Origin of the sequence: Flavobacterium hungaricum, assembly GCF_015182285.1 — a bacterium.
In the GTDB taxonomy this organism is placed as follows: Bacteria; Bacteroidota; Bacteroidia; order Flavobacteriales; family Flavobacteriaceae; genus Flavobacterium; species Flavobacterium hungaricum.
On the sequence record NZ_PRDM01000002.1, the window covers coordinates 582,950 to 604,107 of the forward strand.

15 protein-coding genes and 1 riboswitch are annotated in these 21,158 nt (G+C 34.9%); of the genes, 12 read left to right on the forward strand and 3 right to left on the reverse strand.

Translation table 11 applies throughout. The features are described 5' to 3' along the window. Positions 1-326 precede the first annotated feature (326 nt). From C4F50_RS25775 to C4F50_RS10340, 8 genes are all read left to right on the forward strand, one after another. Positions 327-461 (forward strand): hypothetical protein, encoded by a 135-nt coding sequence (locus C4F50_RS25775; protein WP_255521127.1) that lies wholly within the window; start codon positions 327-329, stop codon positions 459-461. A 249-nt stretch (positions 462-710) separates the two neighbouring features. After that, positions 711-825: riboswitch (SAM riboswitch) on the forward strand. A 328-nt stretch (positions 826-1,153) separates the two neighbouring features. Next, positions 1,154-2,155, forward strand: a complete 1,002-nt coding sequence (locus tag C4F50_RS10310) for a homocysteine S-methyltransferase family protein (protein ID WP_193846596.1) — start codon at positions 1,154-1,156, stop codon at positions 2,153-2,155. Positions 2,156-2,214: 59 nt separating this feature from the next. Then, on the forward strand, positions 2,215-2,817 hold the full coding sequence (locus C4F50_RS10315) for a hypothetical protein (RefSeq protein WP_193846598.1): 603 nt from the start codon (positions 2,215-2,217) through the stop codon (positions 2,815-2,817). Positions 2,818-3,038: 221 nt separating this feature from the next. Beyond that, positions 3,039-5,714, forward strand: coding sequence for a methionine synthase (gene metH / locus C4F50_RS10320; RefSeq protein ID WP_193846600.1), 2,676 nt, complete (start codon positions 3,039-3,041; stop codon positions 5,712-5,714). Positions 5,715-5,876: 162 nt separating this feature from the next. Then, on the forward strand, positions 5,877-6,833 hold the full coding sequence (gene metF / locus C4F50_RS10325) for a methylenetetrahydrofolate reductase [NAD(P)H] (protein ID WP_193846602.1): 957 nt from the start codon (positions 5,877-5,879) through the stop codon (positions 6,831-6,833). A gap of 215 nt (positions 6,834-7,048) precedes the next feature. Beyond that, positions 7,049-7,702 (forward strand): class I SAM-dependent methyltransferase, encoded by a 654-nt coding sequence (locus C4F50_RS10330; RefSeq protein WP_193846604.1) that lies wholly within the window; start codon positions 7,049-7,051, stop codon positions 7,700-7,702. 151 nt (positions 7,703-7,853) lie between these two features. Next, positions 7,854-9,077, forward strand: coding sequence for a dicarboxylate/amino acid:cation symporter (locus tag C4F50_RS10335; RefSeq protein WP_193846606.1), 1,224 nt, complete (start codon positions 7,854-7,856; stop codon positions 9,075-9,077). Between the two features lie 107 nt (positions 9,078-9,184). Beyond that, positions 9,185-10,594, forward strand: coding sequence for a pyridoxal phosphate-dependent decarboxylase family protein (locus C4F50_RS10340; protein WP_193846608.1), 1,410 nt, complete (start codon positions 9,185-9,187; stop codon positions 10,592-10,594). An 85-nt stretch (positions 10,595-10,679) separates the two neighbouring features. On the opposite strand, the gene C4F50_RS25840 is transcribed toward C4F50_RS10340, so the two are convergent. The 3 genes from C4F50_RS25840 to gldA form a co-directional block, all read right to left on the reverse strand. Then, positions 10,680-11,948: an outer membrane beta-barrel family protein gene (locus C4F50_RS25840; protein ID WP_348536994.1), complete on the reverse strand. Its 1,269-nt coding sequence runs from the start codon at positions 11,946-11,948 to the stop codon at positions 10,680-10,682. Between the two features lie 29 nt (positions 11,949-11,977). Further along, a complete protein-coding gene (locus tag C4F50_RS25845; RefSeq protein WP_348536996.1) occupies positions 11,978-12,799 on the reverse strand; it encodes a TonB-dependent receptor plug domain-containing protein in 822 nt (273 codons plus the stop codon). 358 nt (positions 12,800-13,157) lie between these two features. Further along, positions 13,158-14,054: a gliding motility-associated ABC transporter ATP-binding subunit GldA gene (gene gldA, locus C4F50_RS10350; protein ID WP_193846610.1), complete on the reverse strand. Its 897-nt coding sequence runs from the start codon at positions 14,052-14,054 to the stop codon at positions 13,158-13,160. Between the two features lie 147 nt (positions 14,055-14,201). On the opposite strand from gldA, the gene C4F50_RS10355 reads away from it, so the two are divergent. The 4 genes from C4F50_RS10355 to C4F50_RS10370 all read left to right on the forward strand — a co-directional run bounded on the left by C4F50_RS10355 (position 14,202) and on the right by C4F50_RS10370 (position 21,154). Beyond that, positions 14,202-14,780: an outer membrane beta-barrel protein gene (locus tag C4F50_RS10355; protein ID WP_193846612.1), complete on the forward strand. Its 579-nt coding sequence runs from the start codon at positions 14,202-14,204 to the stop codon at positions 14,778-14,780. A 195-nt stretch (positions 14,781-14,975) separates the two neighbouring features. Next, positions 14,976-15,560, forward strand: a complete 585-nt coding sequence (locus C4F50_RS10360) for an outer membrane beta-barrel protein (RefSeq protein WP_193846614.1) — start codon at positions 14,976-14,978, stop codon at positions 15,558-15,560. Between the two features lie 352 nt (positions 15,561-15,912). Next, the gene (locus C4F50_RS10365) at positions 15,913-17,568 is read left to right on the forward strand and encodes a T9SS type A sorting domain-containing protein (RefSeq protein ID WP_193846616.1); all 1,656 of its coding nucleotides are present in this window, start codon (positions 15,913-15,915) and stop codon (positions 17,566-17,568) included. 55 nt (positions 17,569-17,623) lie between these two features. After that, positions 17,624-21,154 (forward strand): hypothetical protein, encoded by a 3,531-nt coding sequence (locus tag C4F50_RS10370; RefSeq protein WP_193846617.1) that lies wholly within the window; start codon positions 17,624-17,626, stop codon positions 21,152-21,154. Positions 21,155-21,158 lie beyond the last annotated feature (4 nt).

A 21,158-nucleotide genomic window follows, 5' to 3' on the forward strand; every position in this document is an offset into this window, starting at 1 on the left:
AGCCTTTTTTTTGGCTGGTTTAAATTTGTTTTTACAAACATTTTGCTTCCTTCAGGGCATGTCAAATAATCTAATAAACATAGGCCGTAGTTGAAACCACGGGCTGTATTTTTCTGAATTTTGTTTTTTCAGTTTAGTTGCTTAGTCCCGAATTTTCGGCATAGAATCTCGGCAGTTCAAATAATTTAATATTAACTTAAACTCAGTCCCTTTGTCTCGAAGCTGCGAGAGACTAACTTTGTAACATAAATAAAAAAATGATTTTAGTGTTTGTAAAACGAATATAAAATACTAACTTTAAGAATGTATTAAAAAAATTATCTATTATGAGCAATTGGGATGAAGAAACACTACTCGAAGAAAAGTCAAAGATTGACAATGAAATGAAAATGACAGATAATGAATTTACAGATCATAAAGAAGTCATGGATACATTTTTAAATTGGGACAGAAGTTTTTAGACAAACTTGCTGATCAAAAGAACAACACTCTCAAATTTATTGAGTGGACAACAAAAAATCAAACAAACGCTCAAACTTTTTTAAAAGTTTGAGCGTTTGTTTTTTTAAACTTTCCTCTTTACAGCTTACAACTTTAGCGCCTTTAAAAGAATCTTAGAAGCTCAGAACCTTAGCCATTTAGAAACTTTAAAAAACACTTGCAATTAACGGCTTTATGTCTTTACTTTGCACTGTTCATAATTTTATTGAAAGTTATCACGAAAGGCGGAGGGATAGACCCAATGAAACCTTAGCAACCCTTTACCATAAAGAAGGTGCTAAATTCTACTTTATACTGTAAAACAGTAATTAAGATAGATAACACAAATACAAACAGTATTTCTCAAAACTTTTCCTGACAACATTACAACAAAATTTCACTGAATTAATTAGTGAAAGGAGCGAAGCATTGGCGCATTTTTGCCGTCATGGGTTCCCGCTGTACACAATATCTTTTTATTCTGAACCCCAGAATAAAAGGATATTTGCTTCCATCGGGGCTAAAAAGCCATCAATTGTGAACTTTTGAAAACAAATTAAAAAAATGATTAGAGTTCAAACCTAACAGGTTTTTAAAACCTGTTAGGTTTAATTTGAAAAAATATAAAAAAGCTTAGTGTCTTAGCGCCTTCGTGGTAAAAGGCAAAAAAAATATGTCAACAATACAAGAAGCAATAAAAGAAAGAATCCTAATCCTCGACGGAGCAATGGGAACAATGTTACAGCGATACAATTTCTCAGAAGAAGATTTTCGAGGCGAACGTTTCAAAGATTTTCCGCATCCGCTAAAAGGAAACAACGATTTATTATCCTTAACACAACCGCAGGCGATTCGTGCTGTACATGCCGCGTATTACGAAGCGGGAGCCGATATTGTAGAAACAAACACCTTTTCTGGAACCACAATCGGTATGGCGGATTATTTTATGGAAGATCTGGTTTATGAACTCAACTACGAATCGGCAAAAATTGCCCGTGAAGTAGCCGACGAATTCACAGCCAAAAATCCAGCAAAACCGCGTTTCGTAGCCGGTTCAATCGGACCTACAAACCGTACAGCAAGTATGTCACCAGACGTAAACGACCCTGGATACAGAGCGGTAACATTTGATGATTTACGAATCGCTTACAAACAACAAGTTGAAGCTTTATTAGATGGTGGCTGCGATTTACTTTTAGTAGAAACCATTTTTGATACCCTAAACGCAAAAGCGGCACTTTTTGCTATTGAAGAAGTAAAAGACGAAAGAAACATTGATGTTCCAATCATGGTTTCAGGAACGATTACAGACGCTTCAGGAAGAACACTTTCTGGGCAGACAGTAGAAGCGTTTTTGATTTCAGTTTCGCATATTCCGTTATTGAGTGTTGGTTTCAATTGCGCTTTGGGAGCCGATTTGCTGAAACCGTATTTAAAAACATTAGCACAGCATACACAGTTTAACGTTTCAGCGCATCCAAATGCAGGATTGCCAAACGCATTCGGACAATACGATGAAACGCCAGAGCAAACTCAGGTTTTTATAAAAGAATATTTAGATGATAATTTAATCAATATCATCGGCGGATGCTGCGGAACAACACCAGATCATATCCGATTAATGGCTGAGGTTGCAAAGGATTATAAGCCGAGAGTGGCGCCGGTATTTGCGTAATATTTACGTTTCCTGTAAGGTTTCAAAATCTTGCAGGTACTTAGATTTTAAAGAAATTGATGAGAATAATATTAATAGTAATTGGTGTAATTGTTTTAGCAATCTTATTTTTTGCTATTTATAGATATATAGTTGTTAGTATACAAAACAAGAAATTAAATGAGATAAGACTTGGAAGAATTAAGCCAATCTATGAAAAATTAAGCAATGGATTAGAAGTTACTAAAGAAGATGTCTTTCCTTTTGCATCTGATTTATTGACAAGACAAATTACATTTCAGTTATTGAAAGAATATAAAAAATTAGAATTGTTTCCTGATGTTTTTAATACAATTGAAAAAGGAGCGGAAACAGATCTAGCAAATTGGCTTGAATTTCCAACGGAATTAGATGCTTGTCCAGATGAAATAGAATTGGAAGAAAAAGTTACAATTGATTTTGATGGCAATAATGTTTTTTATTATGTTTTTAAGTTTAAAACTTATGAACCGCATTGGGCATCGAAAAACGATTGGATGTTAGGAGTTGTTGGTCCATATTTTGACGATAGCACACCATATGATTTTACTACTGTATTTAGTAGACTATCCAGTAAATATGGAGAAATATCAGCACATGAAGAAGCAAAATGGGTTCATGAAAATATAGCGGGACCAAGATAATATTTTGAAACCGAGTTTGCGTGAGGGATAGAAGTGAAAAGCCCACAGCCTGACGAAGGAAGTGCGAGGACTTGCAACGGATAGCCCGGTTCGCCGCGGCGAATCACGCCCAAATTAATAAAATAGAATACCTACAAGGTTTTGAAAACCTTGCAGGAAAAGAAATTAAGAATAAAAACTTAGAACCTAAGCCTCTCAGAAGCTTAGCAACTTTAAAAGAAATGACTGAAAAAAGAAGAGACCTTGTATTATCAGGATTAGAACCATTAATTATTACGCCCGAAAGTGTTTTTGTAAACATTGGAGAGCGTACGAATGTAACAGGTTCACGAAAATTCCTTCGCTTAATCAAGGAAGAGAAATACGACGAAGCACTTGATATTGCAAGACAGCAGGTAGAAGGAGGAGCGCAGATTATCGACATTAATATGGATGAGGGAATGCTGGACGGAGTTCAGGCAATGACTAAATTCCTGAATTTGATAGCATCTGAGCCCGATATTTCGAGAGTGCCGATTATGATCGACAGTTCGAAATGGGATATTATCGAGGCTGGATTAAAAGTTGTACAAGGAAAAAGCGTTGTAAATTCTATTTCATTAAAAGAAGGAGAAGAAGCTTTTATTCATCATGCAAAATTGATCAAACGTTACGGTGCTGCGGCGATTATTATGGCTTTTGACGAAGTAGGTCAGGCTGATAATTACGACCGAAGAATAGAGATTTGCCAGCGTTCTTATGATATTTTGGTGAATCAGGTTGGGTTTCCTCCTCAGGATATTATTTTCGATTTGAATATTTTCCCAGTTGCAACCGGAATGGAAGAACACCGCTTAAATGCAATTGACTTTTTTAGAGGTACAAAATGGGTTCGTGAGAATCTGCCTCATGCACATATCAGCGGTGGTGTGAGTAACGTTTCGTTTTCTTTTAGAGGTAACGATCACGTTCGTGAAGCCATGCACTCGGTTTTCTTGTACCACGCGATTAAAAACGGAATGACAATGGGAATCGTTAACCCAGAGATGTTGACGATTTACGATGATATTGAGAAAGATTTATTAGAACACGTTGAAGATGTAATTCTAGACCGACGTGACGATGCTACAGAAAGACTTTTGGATTTTGCAGAAAATGTAAAAGGCGAAGTAAAAAGCGACGAAAAAGCGGTTCAGGAATGGCGTCTAGGAACGGTTCAGGAACGTATTACGCACTCACTTGTAAAAGGAGTTGATGCTTTTATTGAAGAAGATGTAGAAGAAGCACGTTTGGCAGCCACAAAACCAATTGAGGTAATCGAAATCAATTTGATGACAGGAATGAATGTCGTTGGAGATTTATTTGGAAGCGGCAAAATGTTCCTGCCCCAGGTAGTAAAATCGGCTCGTGTAATGAAAAAAGCCGTTGCTTATTTACTGCCGTTTATCGAAGCAAGTAAACAAGCGGGAGACAAATCTGGAAACGGAAAAATTCTGATGGCAACTGTAAAAGGTGATGTTCACGATATTGGTAAAAACATTGTTTCGGTGGTTTTGGCTTGTAACAATTACGAGATTGTGGATCTCGGTGTAATGGTGCCTCCAGAAAAAATTATTGCAGCAGCGATTGAACATAATGTTGATATTATCGGTTTAAGCGGATTGATTACACCTTCACTTGACGAAATGGTATATCTGGCCAAAGAACTAGACAAACAAGGAATAAAAATCCCGATTATGATTGGCGGAGCAACGACCTCTCGTGCACATACGGCTGTGAAAATCGCGCCGCAGTACAGAGAAACGGTTATTCACGTAAACGATGCTTCGAGAGCGGTAACGGTTGCAGGAAACCTGTTGGATCATAACCGAAAAATATACGCGGCAGATATTCGCGCAGAATATGATTCTTTTAGAGAAACTTTTCTGAATCGCTCGAGAGATAAAAACTTCTTGACAATTGAAGATGCCCGTAAAAATAAATTACAATTGGATTGGAGCGAGTATACGCCAGTTAAACCAAAAGTGATCGGCCCACAAATTGTTGATGTAGAATTGGATGTTTTAGTTCCATATATCGACTGGACACCATTTTTTCAGACTTGGGAATTGTATGGAAAATATCCAGCGATTTTAACCGATGAGGTTGTGGGAGAACAAGCGACTTCTGTTTTTGCAGATGCTCAGGCAATGTTGAAAATAATCTTAGAAGAGAAAAAACTAAAAGCAAAAGGAATCTATGGCATTTTTCCGTGTAATCAGGTTGACGATGACGATATCGAATTGCGTGATGAAAACGGAAAAGTATTAGAGAAATTTTTGACTTTGAGAGTCCAATCTCAAAAAACAAAAGGTGCCCCGAACATTGCTTTGGCCGATTTTATTCTGCCAAAAGAAAGCGGCATCGATGATTATATGGGGGCTTTCTGTGTAACAACCGGTTTTGGTGTAGACGAATGGGCTGCAGAATACGAGAAAAACCTCGACGATTATAATTCGATTATGGTAAAAGCACTTGCCGATCGTTTTGCTGAGGCTTTCGCCGAATATCTTCACGAAAGAGTTCGTAAAGATTTCTGGGGTTATGATAGAGAAGAGTCTTTAACAAACGAAGAATTGATTAAAGAAAATTATAAAGGGATCCGTCCTGCGCCGGGTTATCCAGCTTGTCCGGATCACTTAGAAAAACCAACGATTTGGAAGCTTTTGGATGTTGAAAAACAAATAGGAGTTAAATTGACAGAAAGTATGGCCATGTGGCCGGCATCATCGGTTTCTGGATATTATTTTGGAAATCCGAAAAGTAAATATTTCGGGCTTGGAAAAATAAAAGAAGATCAGGTTGCAGATTACGCTAAACGCCGAAATGTACCTTTAGAATACGCACAAAAATGGTTAAACCCTAATATTGCAGATTAACGAAAAAAGTTATTTAGTTTCAAGTTCAGGTTTCAAGTTCTCTATAGCAACTTGAAACGTGGAACATGAAACAGGAAACAAATAAAAAGATTGATTTAAGTTTTTGATTCAGATTTTACACAAACCCATTCAAAACACTTAACTCATAACCTAACTTTAAGAATGAAAGTAACAGAACATATAGAAAACGCTAAAGGAAAAACATTATTCTCATTTGAAATTATTCCGCCTCAAAAAGGGAAAAGTATTCAGGAATTATACGATAACATCGATCCTTTGATGGAGTTTAAACCGCCGTTTATTGATGTAACCACTTCGCGTGAAGAATACATATATATCGATAAAGGCAACGGACTTTTGGATAAAAAACTAACTCGTATGCGTCCGGGAACGCTTGGAATCTGCGCTTCTATAAAACATAAATACAATGTAGATACTGTGCCGCATTTGCTTTGCGGCGGTTTTACACAAGAAGAGACAGAATACATGCTGGTTGATTGTCAATATTTAGGAATCAACAATGTAATGGCGCTTCGTGGTGATGCAATGAAAGATGAGCAGTCATTTACGCCAAAAGTGGGAGGGAATAATTTTGCAATTGATTTAGTTCGTCAGATCAACGATTTAAATTGTGGAAAATATCTGCATGAAGTGATGGATATCGATAATAAAGCTAATTTTTGTATTGGTGTTGCGGGATATCCTGAGAAACATTTAGAATCACCGTCGTTACAATCTGATTTAAAAAGATTAAAAGAAAAAGTAGATGCAGGAGCTGATTATGTGGTAACACAGATGTTTTTTGATAATGCTAAATATTTTAATTTTGTGGAAAAGGCAAGAGAAATTGGCATCACAATTCCGATTATTCCAGGAATTAAGCCAATTGCTGTTCAAAGACACTTACAAATATTACCGCAGATTTTCAGAATTGATCTGCCGGAAGATTTAATCGATGCAGTAGATAAATGCAAAAACAATGCTGAAATCAAACAAGTTGGAATCGAATGGGCGATTCAGCAGTCATTAGAATTAAAAGCAGCCGGAGTTCCGTTTTTACACTATTATTCAATGGGAAAATCTGAGAATATTAGACAGATCGCAAGTCAGGTTTTTTAATCTCCTAATACTTAACACGACAGTTTTGTCATTTCGACGAAGGAGAAATCTTCGCTAGAAACTCGATAAAAATTGGATTCTCGTTGCGGAGCTGCTTACGAAGATTTCTCCTTCGTCGAAATGATAAAAAATGTGTGAAGTTGGAATTTGGATTTTTTTATTTAGATTTTCATTCAAGGATTTTGTTTAATTTAGAAGTTTAAAATTTTCATATCATGAAAGACGAAGAATTACAAGCCATTGCTTCTCAATTAAAAAAACCTTCTGGAGAAAAAGGAATTGAAATGGGAAATATGATGAACGAAACGAACATCAATATGACCCGACATTCGATTGAAAATCTAAATATTTCGGCATCAAATAAAATTCTGGAATTGGGTCACGGAAATGCCGGGCACGTTGAATTTTTATTTGAAAAAGCAAAAGACCTAAAATACTACGGACTAGAAATGTCAGATCTGATGTTTCAGGAAGCACGACAGATTAACCGAAATTTTGTTTCTCAAAAGCAGGCGTTTTTCTCTTTATATGATGGAAATAAAATTCCGTTTGAAGAGGAAACTTTTGATAAAATATTTACGGTGAATACCATTTATTTTTGGCAGAAGCCAGAAGAGCTGCTTTCGGAAATCTACAGAGTTCTAAAACCAAATGGTAATTTCTGTTTGACTTTTGCAGAAGAAAGTTTTATGAAACAGCTTCCGTTTACACAATTCGAATTTGAATTGTACAGTATAGAAAAAGCATTGCAATTAGTTGAAAAAACTTCATTTAAAATTATTTATAAAGAAACTTTAACTGAAAAAGTAAAAAGTAAAACCGGCGAATTGGTCGACAGAGCTTTTACAACTATTGTTCTGGAGAAATAATTTTTTTGCCGCAGATAGAAAAGATTCGCACAGATTAAAAATCATTTTAATCCTATAATCTGTGGAAAAAATGACTAATCAATTTTCGCAGTCTTTTTTTAAGTACTTTCATTCTTTTATTAATCATTCTGAATTATAATCGTTTACAATTATGGAAGTTAAGAAAATCAATTTTCTACAAAATTATAGCAGCATACTTTTGCTTCTTGGAGGCATTATAATTGGGAGCATTTTCGGATTGGTATTTGGAGAAAAAGTTTTGGTAATAAAACCGCTTGGAGATATTTTCTTGAATTTACTTTTTACAGCAATAATTCCTTTAATATTTTTTACAATTGGTTCGTCGATTGCTAATTTGGAGAAAACAGAAAAATTAGGAAAATTGTTTGTTATCATGATACTGGTTTTTTTGGCGACTATTCTTATTTCAGCCCTTGTCATGATCTTTGCCGTTTATCTTTTTCCAATTCATCAGGATATAGCTATTACGAAAGTTGCGTTTGAAAATGTTGATTCGGGATCAGCGGGCGATCAGATTGCAAAACTGCTTACGGCAAATGATTTCTTTGAATTGTTGTCACGCAAAAGTATGCTGGCATTGATTGTTTTCTCTTTTTTAATTGGATTTGCTACTTTGCAGTCTGGCGAAAAAGGAACTGCCTTTAAGAGTTTCCTCGATTCTGGAAACGAGGTTATGAAACAACTTTTGAATATCATAATGAAATTTGCACCCATTGGTTTGGGGGCATATTTTGCTTATCAGGTTGGTATTTTCGGGCCACAGCTGTTTGGTGTTTATGCAAAACCTATGGCAGTTTATTATACTGCCTGTATCTTTTACTTCTTCACATTCTTCAGTTTATATGCCATTATTGCCGGCGGCAAAAGAGCTTTCAACGTTTTCTGGAGCAATAACATTACGCCGTCTTTAACTGCAATCGGGACTTGCAGCAGTATTGCAACGATTCCGGCCAATTTGGATGCTGCGCAAAAAATGGGAATTCCGTCTCACGTTCGAAATTTAGTTATTCCGCTTGGAGCACCTTTACACAAAGACGGTTCGAGTATGTCCTCTATTTTAAAAATAACGTTTTTATTCGCGATGTTCGGAAAAGATTTCACAGAACCTTCAACCATACTTTTAGCTTTAGGAATCACGGTAATCGTTTCTATAGTCGAAGGCGGTATCCCGAACGGTGGTTATATCGGCGAAGTTCTGGCAATTACCGTTTATGGTTTTCCGATGGAGCAAGCACTGCCGGTTGCAATGATTTTAGGAACACTAGTAGATCCAATTGCAACTTTGTTAAACGCAAATGGAGATGTAATTTCTTCGATGCTTGTTTCGAGATTTTCGGAGAAAACCAAATGGTAGCTTCAAATAAAAAAAATAAATTCTAAAATTCAAATCTGCGTTGTGTGCTCCAGATAGCTGTCGGGACTGCGTGAAACCAATTTGCAGTTCATTCAAATAAAAATTATATGAATTCAATACTACATCAAGATCTTAATGATTTCGAAAACATCTTAGAAAAAGCAAAACAACAGGGAATAGATTTTCTAAATAATCTGGAAAACATTCCAACATCAACTACCTATAAAATAGATCCCAAAAGAAGTCTGAACGAAACAGGTTTGGGCTCTGTCGAAGCTCTAAAAGAATTTAATCAAAGATTAGCGCCTTTAATGGTATCTTCTCCCGGACCAAGATACTGGGGATTTGTAACGGGAGGATCAACTCCTGCTTCTATTGCCGGCGATTGGCTTGCTGCAGTTTACGATCAGAATCCGCAGGGTGTAAACGGGCAGGGCGGTACAGCAGCCTTAATAGAATTTGAAACGATTAACCTTTTGCTGCAGCTTTTAGATTTACCGGATACTTTTCTGGGCGGATTTGTAACGGGGGCAACCATGTCAAATTTTACTTCACTTGGTGTTGCCAGACAATGGTTTGGAGCACAGTTTGGAAAAGATTTTGCTAAAAACGGAATCTCTGAAAAGATCAATATTTTAACAGCAACACCGCATTCTTCTTCGGTAAAATCCCTTTCTATGCTTGGAATAGGGAGTCATAATTTTACTTTGGTCAAAACAATTGAAGGCAATCGTGAAGCTGTCGATATTCAAGATTTAGAAAAAAACATTCAAGCATTAAACGGAAAACCATTTATCTTAATTTCGAGTGCTGGAACTGTAAACACAGCCGATTTTGATGATTTTAATGCTATTTCAAAACTTAGAGAAAAATATAAATTCTGGTGGCATATAGATGGAGCTTTTGGAGGTTTTGCAGCAGTTTCAGAAAAATACAAGCATTTAATAGAAGGCTGGGAGGGAGCAGACAGTATTACAATTGATTGTCACAAATGGCTGAATGTTCCGTATGAAAGTGCTTTTTATTTGATTAATAAAGAGCATATTAATCTGCAGATTGAAACTTTTCAAAATTCAAATGCACCCTATCTCGGAAACGCATTAGAGAATTTTAATTATTTAAATTTTCTTCCTGAAAACTCCAGACGTCTGCGTGCACTTCCGGTTTGGTTTTCTCTAGTCGCGTATGGAAAAGAAGGATTTTGCGATCTTATCGAAAAAAGCACCTCATTGGCACTGCATTTTGGCAATGCCCTGATCGAGCAGGATTCGTTTGAGTTATTGGCGCCAATTCGATTAAATAATGTTTGTTTTACCCTAAAAGGAGATCACAATCAAGAGAAAGTGTCCTCATTTTTAACTGCTTTAAACGACCGAGGCAATGTGTTTATGACGCCAACCGTATATCAAAACCGAAAAGGGATCAGAGCATCTTTTGTAAATTGGAGAACTGCCGAAAATGATATTAAAATTGTAATCGAGGAGATGAAAGAAACACTTCTGGATTTAGAAATATAATTAAAACACAAGAGCCTGTTTGAAGGAACAGGCTCTTAACTAACACAAAAAAAAACAAAAAACAAGGTATTATAAAGAACGAATTTTAGATTCGATATGTAAAAGCAATGGTTGCAATTCGATTATCGAGCTCATATTTTTTATCCATACTGGTTTGCGCCACTACAGATTTGATATAGAAATTATTAGTATTGAAAATATCAGTAAAGTTTAATTTGATCGTTCCTTTCTTATCCAAAACTTGTTTGGAAACGCCCGCACTAAAATCAAAAAAAGCATCACGCTGATAAACTCCAAGATTTGATTTTGACTGAAAATTAGCATTCACTTCAGCTTTTAAAGTTTCGGTTATTGTAAATGAATTCTGGAGATTCAGGTTAACCGTCACGATTGGGTCAATTGTACTGCTGTTTAGTACATTCCCCATGAATTTATTTTCGAACACATTAAACAAAGTATTGACAGACCACCATTTACTAAGCTCAGAACTATTCGTGATGTTTACGCCGTAATTGTATGATTTGGCTACATTGATCTGCGTGGTGACAGTTGTGTTCGTGTCCGGATTATAGTTGTACACTTCTGTAAAAACATCTTTTGTGCTGTTAAAATAAACGGTTGCCATAAAAGCATTTTTCCAAGCATAACCCATTTCCGCAGCATGCGTAATTTCAGAAATCAGATTCGGATTTCCCTGTGAGTAATTAAAAGAATCATCATAAAAACGAAACGGGTTCAAATCAAACTGACTGGGTCTGTTAATTCTCTTACTGTAAGAAACATGAACGGCATGGTTACTCGTAAATTCATATTTTAGCGAAAGACTCGGAAACCATTTTAAATAATCGTCTTTGTGTTTTTCATTCAGCGTTTTCTGGTCAATGTCAATCATCGTGTATTCTGATCGTAAACCGCCTTGAATGTTCAGTTTTTCCAGCTGATATTTGTAATTGATATAACCTGCATAAATTTGTTCGTTATATTCAAAATGATTGGTCGAATTAGGATCGATCTGCCACTGATTGTCTTCGTAAAACTCATAAACAGACGGATTATCATTGTTTTTAATGCTTGTTTTAAAACCCCATTCGATAGATTGTTTTTCTTTGAATGGATTAACAAAATCAATTTTACCTGTAAAAACTTTTAACTGCGACGGAATAAAACCGCGTCTATCATTCACAACTGTGGCGTTTGCCGTATTAGCTGCACTTTGAAACTGATTCGATCTAAATTTTGAGGTTTCATATTCAAAATCAAAATTCATAGTACTTCCTTCGGTATTAAATTTATGAACGCCCGAAAAAGCATACGTATAATCATTCCATTTTTCTTTGCTGTCGTTATAAGTCAAAGCATTAAAAATAGGCAGATTTGTATTGTCTATAAGAGTATTAGTCCCATTTGCAAAGTTTTTTCATAACGCCCAATTTTGGCATCGACGTAAAATTCTAAATTGGTTTTTGGCGAAACTTCATATTGTGTTCCAACTTTAAAATTATTAGAAGTCAAAGGTTCATCGGTAATCGAAGTCTGATGATTTTTGGTTGCAATTTCCTGACGGGATACATCTGTAAACTGCATTTGATTGAATTCTTTATGTTCTTCTTCACCGCGGAAAGTATAACTGTAATTCCCAAAAACACCCCATTTGTCTTTATTATAATTTAAATTAAAGCCAGAATTGGTTCTATTTTTTCTGCCGCGTCCGTAGCTTGTAAATGCAGTTCCTTTTAAGCCAGACGCATTTGGCTTTTTCAGTATAATATTGATAATTCCAGCTTTTCCGGCAGCATCGTATTTTGAAGAAGGATTGGTAATAACTTCAATCTGTTTTATATTGGATGAGGTAGTTGATTTTAAATAATTAGCCAGTTCTTTTTGAGAAAGCTGGGTTAATTTACCATTGATCATCACGCTCACTCCCTGCTGTCCGCGAATAGATAAATTTCCGTCCTGCGAAACCACCACGCCAGGCGCACGAGACAAAACGTCGAGCGCCGTCCCGCCTTCAGAAACAATGCTGTTTTCTACATTAAAAACAAGGCGATCTGATTTTTGTGCATACAAAACTTTCTTTTTTGCGATTACAATTTCGTCCAGCAAATTGACAGAAGATTCAATTATGCTGTCCTTTTCTTTTTCAGTTTGTGAAAATCCATATGCTGAAAAAGCAAACATTATGGAGGTTATAATATTTTTCATGTTGTTTAAATTTGACAATACTTTAAATTTTATTTCGGAGAGATCATTATTGAAGAACAATTTGTTCTAATCTCTTTGAAACTCTTTTTTGAAGATTTAAAGCTTGAATTGAAACAGCTGAAATAATTTTTTTTATGGTGAAACGTATACGTAACATACTTGTGGCATTTAATTTTGATTTGCCAAAGATATAATTATTTATAATAAGTCTAAATAAAAATAGTTGTTAATTTTTGCTATTTATTTTTAAAGAATTGATTAGTAGGCGGAATGCGATTTTGATAAAAATAAAAAATCGGTTCGTTTTGAATCCAAACGAACCGATTTCCTTATAAAATCTTAATTGAGATTTGAAGAATTATTTGGTAATCTCTCTAAAAACGGCTTCCAGATTTTTATTTTTCTGATTCAATTGTAAAGTTTTTAAACCGTTTTCGTTTGCAAAGTCAAAAATTGCTGGGCGCATGTCTTTATCGGTAACAAATGTCAGTTCCCAGGTCATGTCATGCGTATTAACGTACGAAGAAATGTTTTGCAGTCTGGCCAAAAGCTGCTCTTCAACCTTGAAATCAAACTCTACCTCAATAACTTGCTCGTTATTGGTATTGACTAAATGATCCAATTTATTATCTGCAACAATCTGCCCTTTGTCAATTATTATGACACGATCGCAAATTGCTTCGACTTCCTGCATGATGTGTGTCGATAAAAAAACCGTTTTATCTTTTCCTGCATTTTTGATTACATTTCTAATTTCCATTAACTGGTTAGGATCCAGACCTGTAGTTGGTTCATCCAGAATTAAAACATCGGGATTGTGCAGCAAAGCATTCGCAAGTCCTACACGCTGGCGGTAACCTTTAGAGAGCTGGCCAATTTTTTTATGGCTTTCTGGTGTCAGTCCTGTCAGTTCGATAACTTCTTCAATTCTTGATTTTGGCACCGAATATACATCGGCATTAAAAGCCAAATACTCACGAACATACAAATCCAAATACAACGGATTATGCTCTGGTAAGTATCCAATTGACCGCTGTACTTCTTTGGTGTTTGTCATGACATCGTGACCATTTACAAGGGCTGTGCCATCATCTGCCAATAAATAAGTGGTCAAAATTTTCATTAAGGTAGATTTTCCAGCTCCGTTTGGACCTAAAAATCCAACAATTTCTCCTTTTTGAATCGAGAACGAAATTGAATTTAATGCTTTTTGTGTTCCGTAACTTTTTGATATGTTGTTTACTTCTATCGACATGGACTTTTTATTTACTGCAAAAGTAAACAGAAATAGTCTTGATTGCTACATTTTGTATTCTAAAGAATTTCTTAAAAAAATTAAGAGACCCGCAATTCACGGCATTGTTGTTGTTAAAGGAAACATAAATTTAATAAAAATCCCAAAATGAAAAAGATTTTAGTGATGGCTGCTTTAGCTATCTGCAGTTTTGCAAACGCACAAAAAGGAACAATTTTAGTTGGTGGAAACATCGGTTATACTTCTGAAACGACTGATTCTCGTTTTAGTGAAACAAAATCAAACGAATTTAGCTTTTCTCCAAAAGTAGGTTACCAATTTCATGATAACTGGACTGTTGGAGGTGAATTTACTGTTGCTTCTTCAAAAGATGATCAAGGAGCAAACGAATACAAAACAAATACTTCAAGATTTGGAGCATTTGTACGTTATACAATGCCATTAAGCCAAACTTTTGCTGTATTTGCTGATTTAGGAGCTGGTTTTCAAAACCGTACTGAAAAAGATTATATTGGAGCAAACTACTCAAAATATAAAGCAGACGGAATGTACATTGGTGTAGTTCCTGCTCTTTTCATCAACATGCAAAAAGGTTTCGGTTTAAACTTCAGCATTGGAGGTTTAGGATATGATACATTAAGCTATGATAATAATGGTCCAGACGTTAAAAGATTTAACTTTAACTTCGGTCAAACATTTAACATTGGAATTTCTAAAAACTTCTAATCTTAGTTTTTATATTCAATTTCAGAAAGCACTCCAATTGGAGTGCTTTTTTTATGATAACAATTTGTTTTCATTTTTTTAATTTACGCTCTCTCAAAGAAGGATTGTTTTTAATTAATTGTTACTAAAAACACTATCTGTTGATCTTGGTATTTTTGTTGCTCATTGTATGTGAAATCTTAATAAATATCACAAATGAAAAAAATGCTACTAATTCTTGCATTGTCAGTATTTGGCTTTGCAAATGCCCAAAAAGGAACAATTTTAGTGGGAGGAAACATTGGTTACAATTCTCAAAATGTTGATTACGGTGTAGTTGACATAAAAACAAATTCGTTTGAATTCTCTCCAAAGGTCGGGTATCAATTGCACGATAACTGGACAGTGGGAGGAGAATTTGGACTTGAATCTTCTAAACAAAACAACGGAGGTAGCGAATCAAAATTTAATAGTTTCAAGGCTGGGGCATTTGTACGTTATACAGTTCCTTTGACCGAGACATTTTCTGTTTTTGCAGATTTAGGTGCCGGTTTTCACAATCAAAAAGTAAAAAATTATGATGATGAAGGAGACCTTCTTTCAACAACAAAAGCTGATGGACTGTATGCAGGTGTAACTCCAGCTCTTTTCATTAATATGAAAAAAGGTTTTGGTCTTAACTTTAGCATCGGAGGTTTAGGGTACGAAACATTAAGCTTCGATAATAACGGACCCGATGTAAAATCATTCTATTTTAATTTTGGAAAAACGATTAACATAGGTGTTTCTAAAAACTTCTAATCTTTAGATTTCAATAATCATTAAAAGCACTCCAATTTGGAGTGCTTTTTTTGTATAGCTTGATTTCGTTAAGCATTTGATAGCGGTAGTGAGTCCATAAAAAATGCACCCTATTGAGTTTTTATAATACTTCAAAATAAATTTTCAAGAGGACAGGACAGCCTCCAAAAAAGATAGATTCTATTTGGGGGCATTTTTATGTAGAGAAAAATAGAATACAATTAGCTTAAATTTTATATAAGAAATATTTGTAAAAAATACCAAGATCCCGGTATTGTTTTGTAGTTAAATCCTGCTTATAATTGCTAATTGTGAGTTTTTTACTAAATAAATATTCTTAATATAAATTGATATGAAGAAAATCTACTATTGCATGCTCTTTTTTTACACCTCACTTATGTATTCTCAAGATATTCTTTGGGAGAAAACTTATGGAGGGATACATGCAGATTATATGTTTGATGCGCAGCCAACTGCAGACTACGGTTTTATTTTAGCGGGCAGTTCCTTATCTGATAAAACGGGAAATAAAACAGATAGTAATTTGGGGGACCTTGATTATTGGCTTTGGAAGATGAATGAAAATGGAGATCTCGATTGGCAAAAAAATATAGGAGGCAGTGGCTTCGACTTACTTCAAAGCATAAAAATTACCAGAGATGGCGGTTATATTCTTGCTGGAACATCCAATTCTCCTAATGATTTCCAGAAAAAAGATCCTTGTAAAGGAGGTACAGACTTTTGGGTAATTAAGCTCAATGCCCGAGGTGAAGAACAATGGCAGCGAACAATAGGCGGTACCGGTCAGGATGAATTGTTGTGTGCTTTTCAGACTACAGACGGTTATATATTAGGAGGCTCCTCTTCTTCCAGTCCCAAAATAATCGAGACTACTGTATCAGAGGTTTCGTCTTCTTTTGCTGTTGAAGATCTATATGCAAAATCAGAAAAAAGTTATGGCAACATGGATTATTGGATCGTTAAGCTGGACAAGCTGGGTGTTGTAGAATGGCAAAAAACCTATGGAGGCAGCTATGCCGATGTATTAAGAAGCATGGAGCAGACCAAAGATGGCGGCTACATTTTGGGCGGCTATTCCAACTCCCCGCAATCTGGAAATAAAACAGAAGCCGGTAAGGGAATTGGAGATTACTGGATTATAAAAATTAATGGAACAGGCAGTATCGAATGGCAGAGAACTTATGGCGGTAATGGAGACAACCAGTTATATGTAATTCACCAGACAGAAGACGACGGTTATATTGTAGGAGGAAATTCCAACAGTACTGGTCCGCTTACCTCATTAGGTGGTATGGTGGGGCGCGGTACAGATTATTGGGTTTTAAAACTTGATGCCGACGGGGATGTAATCTGGAGCAAAACGTTTGATTTTGGAGAAACAGACATACTCACATCCTTATTAGAAAATAAGGATCACACGTATCTTATTGGCGGCTACAGCCAGACTGAAGATTCACACACGGGAGAAGGAATTGCGGGTAAAGCAGCAGGAATTGTCAATAAAAATAAAGGGGGCTACATCGCTTTAAAAATAAATGAAGAAGGAGAGGAAATCTGGAGAAAAAAAATAGGAAGTAATGGTGAGGACGTATTACAAAAACTTTTCGAAATACGAGACGGTGGTTATTTGATGGCAGGAACATCAAAATCCAGCACCTCAAAAGAAAAGAAATCCAGTATTGGCGGCAACGATTTTTGGGTCGTTAAATTAAAAGACAAATTAAAACCAGATAAAATTAAAAGAAAAAGTCTGGAAGCGATTCCGAATCCTGTAGTTGATTTTACCAATATAATTGTAGGGTACGAATATGAAAGAGGAACTGCAACAGTAGTAGATATGGCAGGTCGTGTACTGCAGCAATTTAGTATTACAGGCAGAACGATTCCTGTTGATTTAAGTCGTTACGCCGAAGGGATTTATATCATAAATATAAAAACTAACGTACAGAGTGATGGAGTAAAAGTAATCAGAAAAGGTAAAAATTAAATGCTTTGCTTTTATATCATTTCTAACCGAATAAAAACCAGTTAATACAACTATAATGAAAATTAAATTTACAATACTGATTATATTATTATCTGTTAATTTATACAGTCAAAAATCTAATGAATACGATTACGGCATTCCGTTGCCGCCAGAAACTTATCAGTTTAAGAAAAGATTAATCAATAATGTTTCTTTATATACAGGTCAGCCTTCCATAAATATTCCTTTATATTCGATTAACCTTGATGGAATGGAAATCCCTATTTCCATTTCTTACAATACAGGAGGTATAAAAGTAGAAGAAGATGCAACATCTGTAGGTTTAGGATGGAGCCTGAATATTGGCGGACAAATTACAAGAAATAATCATGGTGTATTAGATGAACGTTATTTTATGCATCAGGATTATGGTAACAAAAATACTTATGGCATAGGAAGATTAAAAACTTCGATAGATCCTCATGAAAGTACGCCATTTGATTGCAGAGGTCCAGGAGATGAATACAGGTATAGAGCTCAATTTTACTCAAAAGCATTTTTAGCAGGAAATGATAAAAGAAATGTTTACGGAAATGAAGATTCCCGCCCAGATGAGTTTTATTATAGTTTTTTTGGACACAGCGGTAAGTTTATGTATAGTCAGGAATTAAGAAAATTCATCACTTTTCCATTAGACGATATCGATGTTGGCTATGAATTAAAGACAGTCTCTGATACTAAGTTTTTTGATCATTTTAATGTTAAATTACCTAATGGATATAATTTAATTTTAGGAAAAGAGGGAACATCCTCTATAAGTCAGTATGGGCTTACTCCATTTGATCAGTCGTGGCAATTAAAAAAGATTATTTCTCCAAAAAACAAAGAAGTTGTTTATAATTATATTTCAGCTGATTACTATTTGTTTACCAATTTATCCAGCGAAACAATTAAAACCGCAACAGCTTCTAAAGGGTCTGAAGAACAGGTAATTGCTGCTACTCCTGAATGGAATGTTACTAGTACGAAAGAAAAATTGATTTCGGAAATTATTTTTCCCCAAGGAAAGATAATTTTTGTTTACGGAGACAGATTAGATTTATTACAAGGGGCTAAAAAGCTGCAGGAAATTAAAATTTATGATCAATCAAATAATTTAATTAGAAAGATTGGATTTGAACAAAGTTACTTTAATGCCAATATCCATCTTTTTCACAAAGAAGAAGTGAACAAACGATTAAGGCTTGATGCAGTTAAATTTTACGATTCAAAAAATACTGCAATCGAGAATTATCAATTTGATTATCATTTATACGATAAAATACCCTCTAAATCATCAAAAGCCCAGGATCATTGGGGCTATTTCAATGGTAAAGAAAGTAACTATTCTCTTTTTCCTAAACATATCCTGCCCTTTCAGAATGTCGAGAGCAGTTATGGTTTTAATCGAGATCTGGATACTTTGTACACTAAGACATTCTCACTCAAAAGTATTAAGTTTCCAGAAGGAGGAGTTAAACACTATAATTATGAAAATCATAAATGTTTAACCGGAGCTACAACGGCAAATTATTTTGATGCAATCTCAAATGAAAGATATGCTGTAAAATCTCCTTCATTTAGTGTTTCAGGATATAGTTTAGATTATTTTTATCCTACTCCTAGCGAATCAAATCCGTTAAGAAAAATATTTTACAGCGACCCTTTTGAAACAAGCATTTTTAGTACTTCTTTAAATGCCAATCAGGTAAGTATACTAATCAATTCAAATTTTCCATTTCAAGCTCCTGATTATAAAAATATAAATGCAGAGTTTAATAAGGTGGAGTTTTGGCTGCAGCAAAAGCAAACTGATGGAACTTTTAAGGATATCAAATACCATGGTACGATTTCTAAAGATGAAAATACATCAGGAAATATAAAAAGCTATTTTGAAGTTGGAGGTAAAGGTACTTATAGAATGAAAATTGTAATCGTTCAAACGTATTATTTATCAAGTACTAATTACAATTATCATAACAGCAGTTTTACCATTAACTATAGAGATAAAGTGCGTGATGATGTTAGAGTTGGAGGGCTGCGTATCAAAGATATCAAGACTTATACAGATGAAAATTTAAATGATCCAAATTATACAACATACTTTAAGTACTTGGATGATGATAATATTACATCAGGAAGAATGATGAATGTACCTTCATATATTGAAAATATTTCAATTTATACTCCGTCGCGATCTTATGATAAACCTTCTAGAGTTGATTTAGGAATAAGAATGTCATCCTCTTCGGTTTTATCACTTTATAAAACGTCGGGTTCAAATGTTGGGTACACAAAAGTGAGTCAAATTGAACATGATAATATCACTAAAAAAGAAATTAAAGAAGATCATTATTTCAGCTTTAAAGAACCGTTATTTTCAGAAATAACTTTGTTTGACGACAGAAGAGAAGATGAGCCCCAAGAATGGCACAGAGGGAAACTCTTAAAAAAAGCTTCTTACAATGATGATAAAATAGTAAAAGAAGAAATATATGATTATTACGGAAAAGAAGTAGAAAAAAGCAGAGGATATGTAGATGAAATTAATTACGAGTTGTTAGATCAAAATGAACTTTGCAGTGTTACTGAAGAAAATGTGTCAAAGCATATATATCCTTCAATTAGTTTGATTGATGTTGCAGCATTTCCATCAGATCTAAAAATTTTTCTTAACGGATTAGAACGGTATCCTGTCAACAAGTATTCAATAGAAAATTACATTCCTGCCGGTTTAAAAATCCCGTATTTTAAAATTTATACGGGTTTTGATAAACTAAAATCAAAAACGACCAAAAGTTATTTTAAAGAAGGTATAGTCGAAGAAAGTGAAAATTATTTTTACGATAAGACTCCAACAAATCTGCAATTAACTTCACAAACCAGAACAAATTCAAAAGGAGAAGTAATAGAAACCCAATACTTCTACCCGCAGGATCCTGAAATGGCAAGTGAGCCGTTTGTAAAAGATTTGATTGCTCAAAATAGGGTGGGAATCCCTTTAAACACTCAAACCTTTAGAGGAGGAACTAAATTGTCTGAACAAAAAACAGTTTACGATAAAAGTGTTGCAACAAGCAATTTGCTATTGCCTTCGTATATCCTTGAAAATAAAGGTACAGCAGGTTTAAATCCTGTAAAAGATAAGAAAGTTTCTTATGATCTTTATGATGATAAAGGAAATGTCCTGCAATACACTAAAGACGGAAGTGTCCCAGTAGCACTTGTTTGGGGATATAATAAAACTTTGCCTGTAGCTAAAATTGAAAACATAGCCTACAAAAGTATTGCTCCAAATTTGATAAACGAAGTTCAGACCGCTTCGTCAGGTACGGGATCAGAAGAAAACATGTTGAATGCGATAAAAAAAATCTCATACAAAACTTCCGGGTTAGGCAATACCATGATTTCAACCTATATGTATAACCCCCTGATAGGAGTAAGTATGATCAAAAATGCAATGGATGTATTTACCTACTTTACTTATGACAGTTTTGGAAGATTGCAATTTGTAAAAGATGCACAAGGCAATTTAGTTTCTGAAAACCAGTATAATTATAAAGAATAGTACC

Excerpts from the sequence above, each read along its gene's own strand:
- C4F50_RS10315 (WP_193846598.1), top strand. The coding sequence starts at position 2,215 with ATGAGAATAATATTAATAGTAATTGGTGTAATTGTTTTAGCAATCTTA.
- C4F50_RS25845 (WP_348536996.1), bottom strand. The coding sequence starts at position 12,799 with ATGAAAAATATTATAACCTCCATAATGTTTGCTTTTTCAGCATATGGA.
- C4F50_RS10370 (WP_193846617.1), top strand. The coding sequence starts at position 17,624 with ATGAAAATTAAATTTACAATACTGATTATATTATTATCTGTTAATTTA.
- gldA (WP_193846610.1), bottom strand. The coding sequence starts at position 14,054 with ATGTCGATAGAAGTAAACAACATATCAAAAAGTTACGGAACACAAAAA.
- C4F50_RS10340 (WP_193846608.1), top strand. The coding sequence starts at position 9,185 with ATGAATTCAATACTACATCAAGATCTTAATGATTTCGAAAACATCTTA.
- metH (WP_193846600.1), top strand. The coding sequence starts at position 3,039 with ATGACTGAAAAAAGAAGAGACCTTGTATTATCAGGATTAGAACCATTA.
- C4F50_RS10360 (WP_193846614.1), top strand. The coding sequence starts at position 14,976 with ATGAAAAAAATGCTACTAATTCTTGCATTGTCAGTATTTGGCTTTGCA.
- C4F50_RS10310 (WP_193846596.1), top strand. The coding sequence starts at position 1,154 with ATGTCAACAATACAAGAAGCAATAAAAGAAAGAATCCTAATCCTCGAC.
- C4F50_RS10365 (WP_193846616.1), top strand. The coding sequence starts at position 15,913 with ATGAAGAAAATCTACTATTGCATGCTCTTTTTTTACACCTCACTTATG.
- metF (WP_193846602.1), top strand. The coding sequence starts at position 5,877 with ATGAAAGTAACAGAACATATAGAAAACGCTAAAGGAAAAACATTATTC.
- C4F50_RS25775 (WP_255521127.1), top strand. The coding sequence starts at position 327 with ATGAGCAATTGGGATGAAGAAACACTACTCGAAGAAAAGTCAAAGATT.
- C4F50_RS10355 (WP_193846612.1), top strand. The coding sequence starts at position 14,202 with ATGAAAAAGATTTTAGTGATGGCTGCTTTAGCTATCTGCAGTTTTGCA.
- C4F50_RS10335 (WP_193846606.1), top strand. The coding sequence starts at position 7,854 with ATGGAAGTTAAGAAAATCAATTTTCTACAAAATTATAGCAGCATACTT.
- C4F50_RS10330 (WP_193846604.1), top strand. The coding sequence starts at position 7,049 with ATGAAAGACGAAGAATTACAAGCCATTGCTTCTCAATTAAAAAAACCT.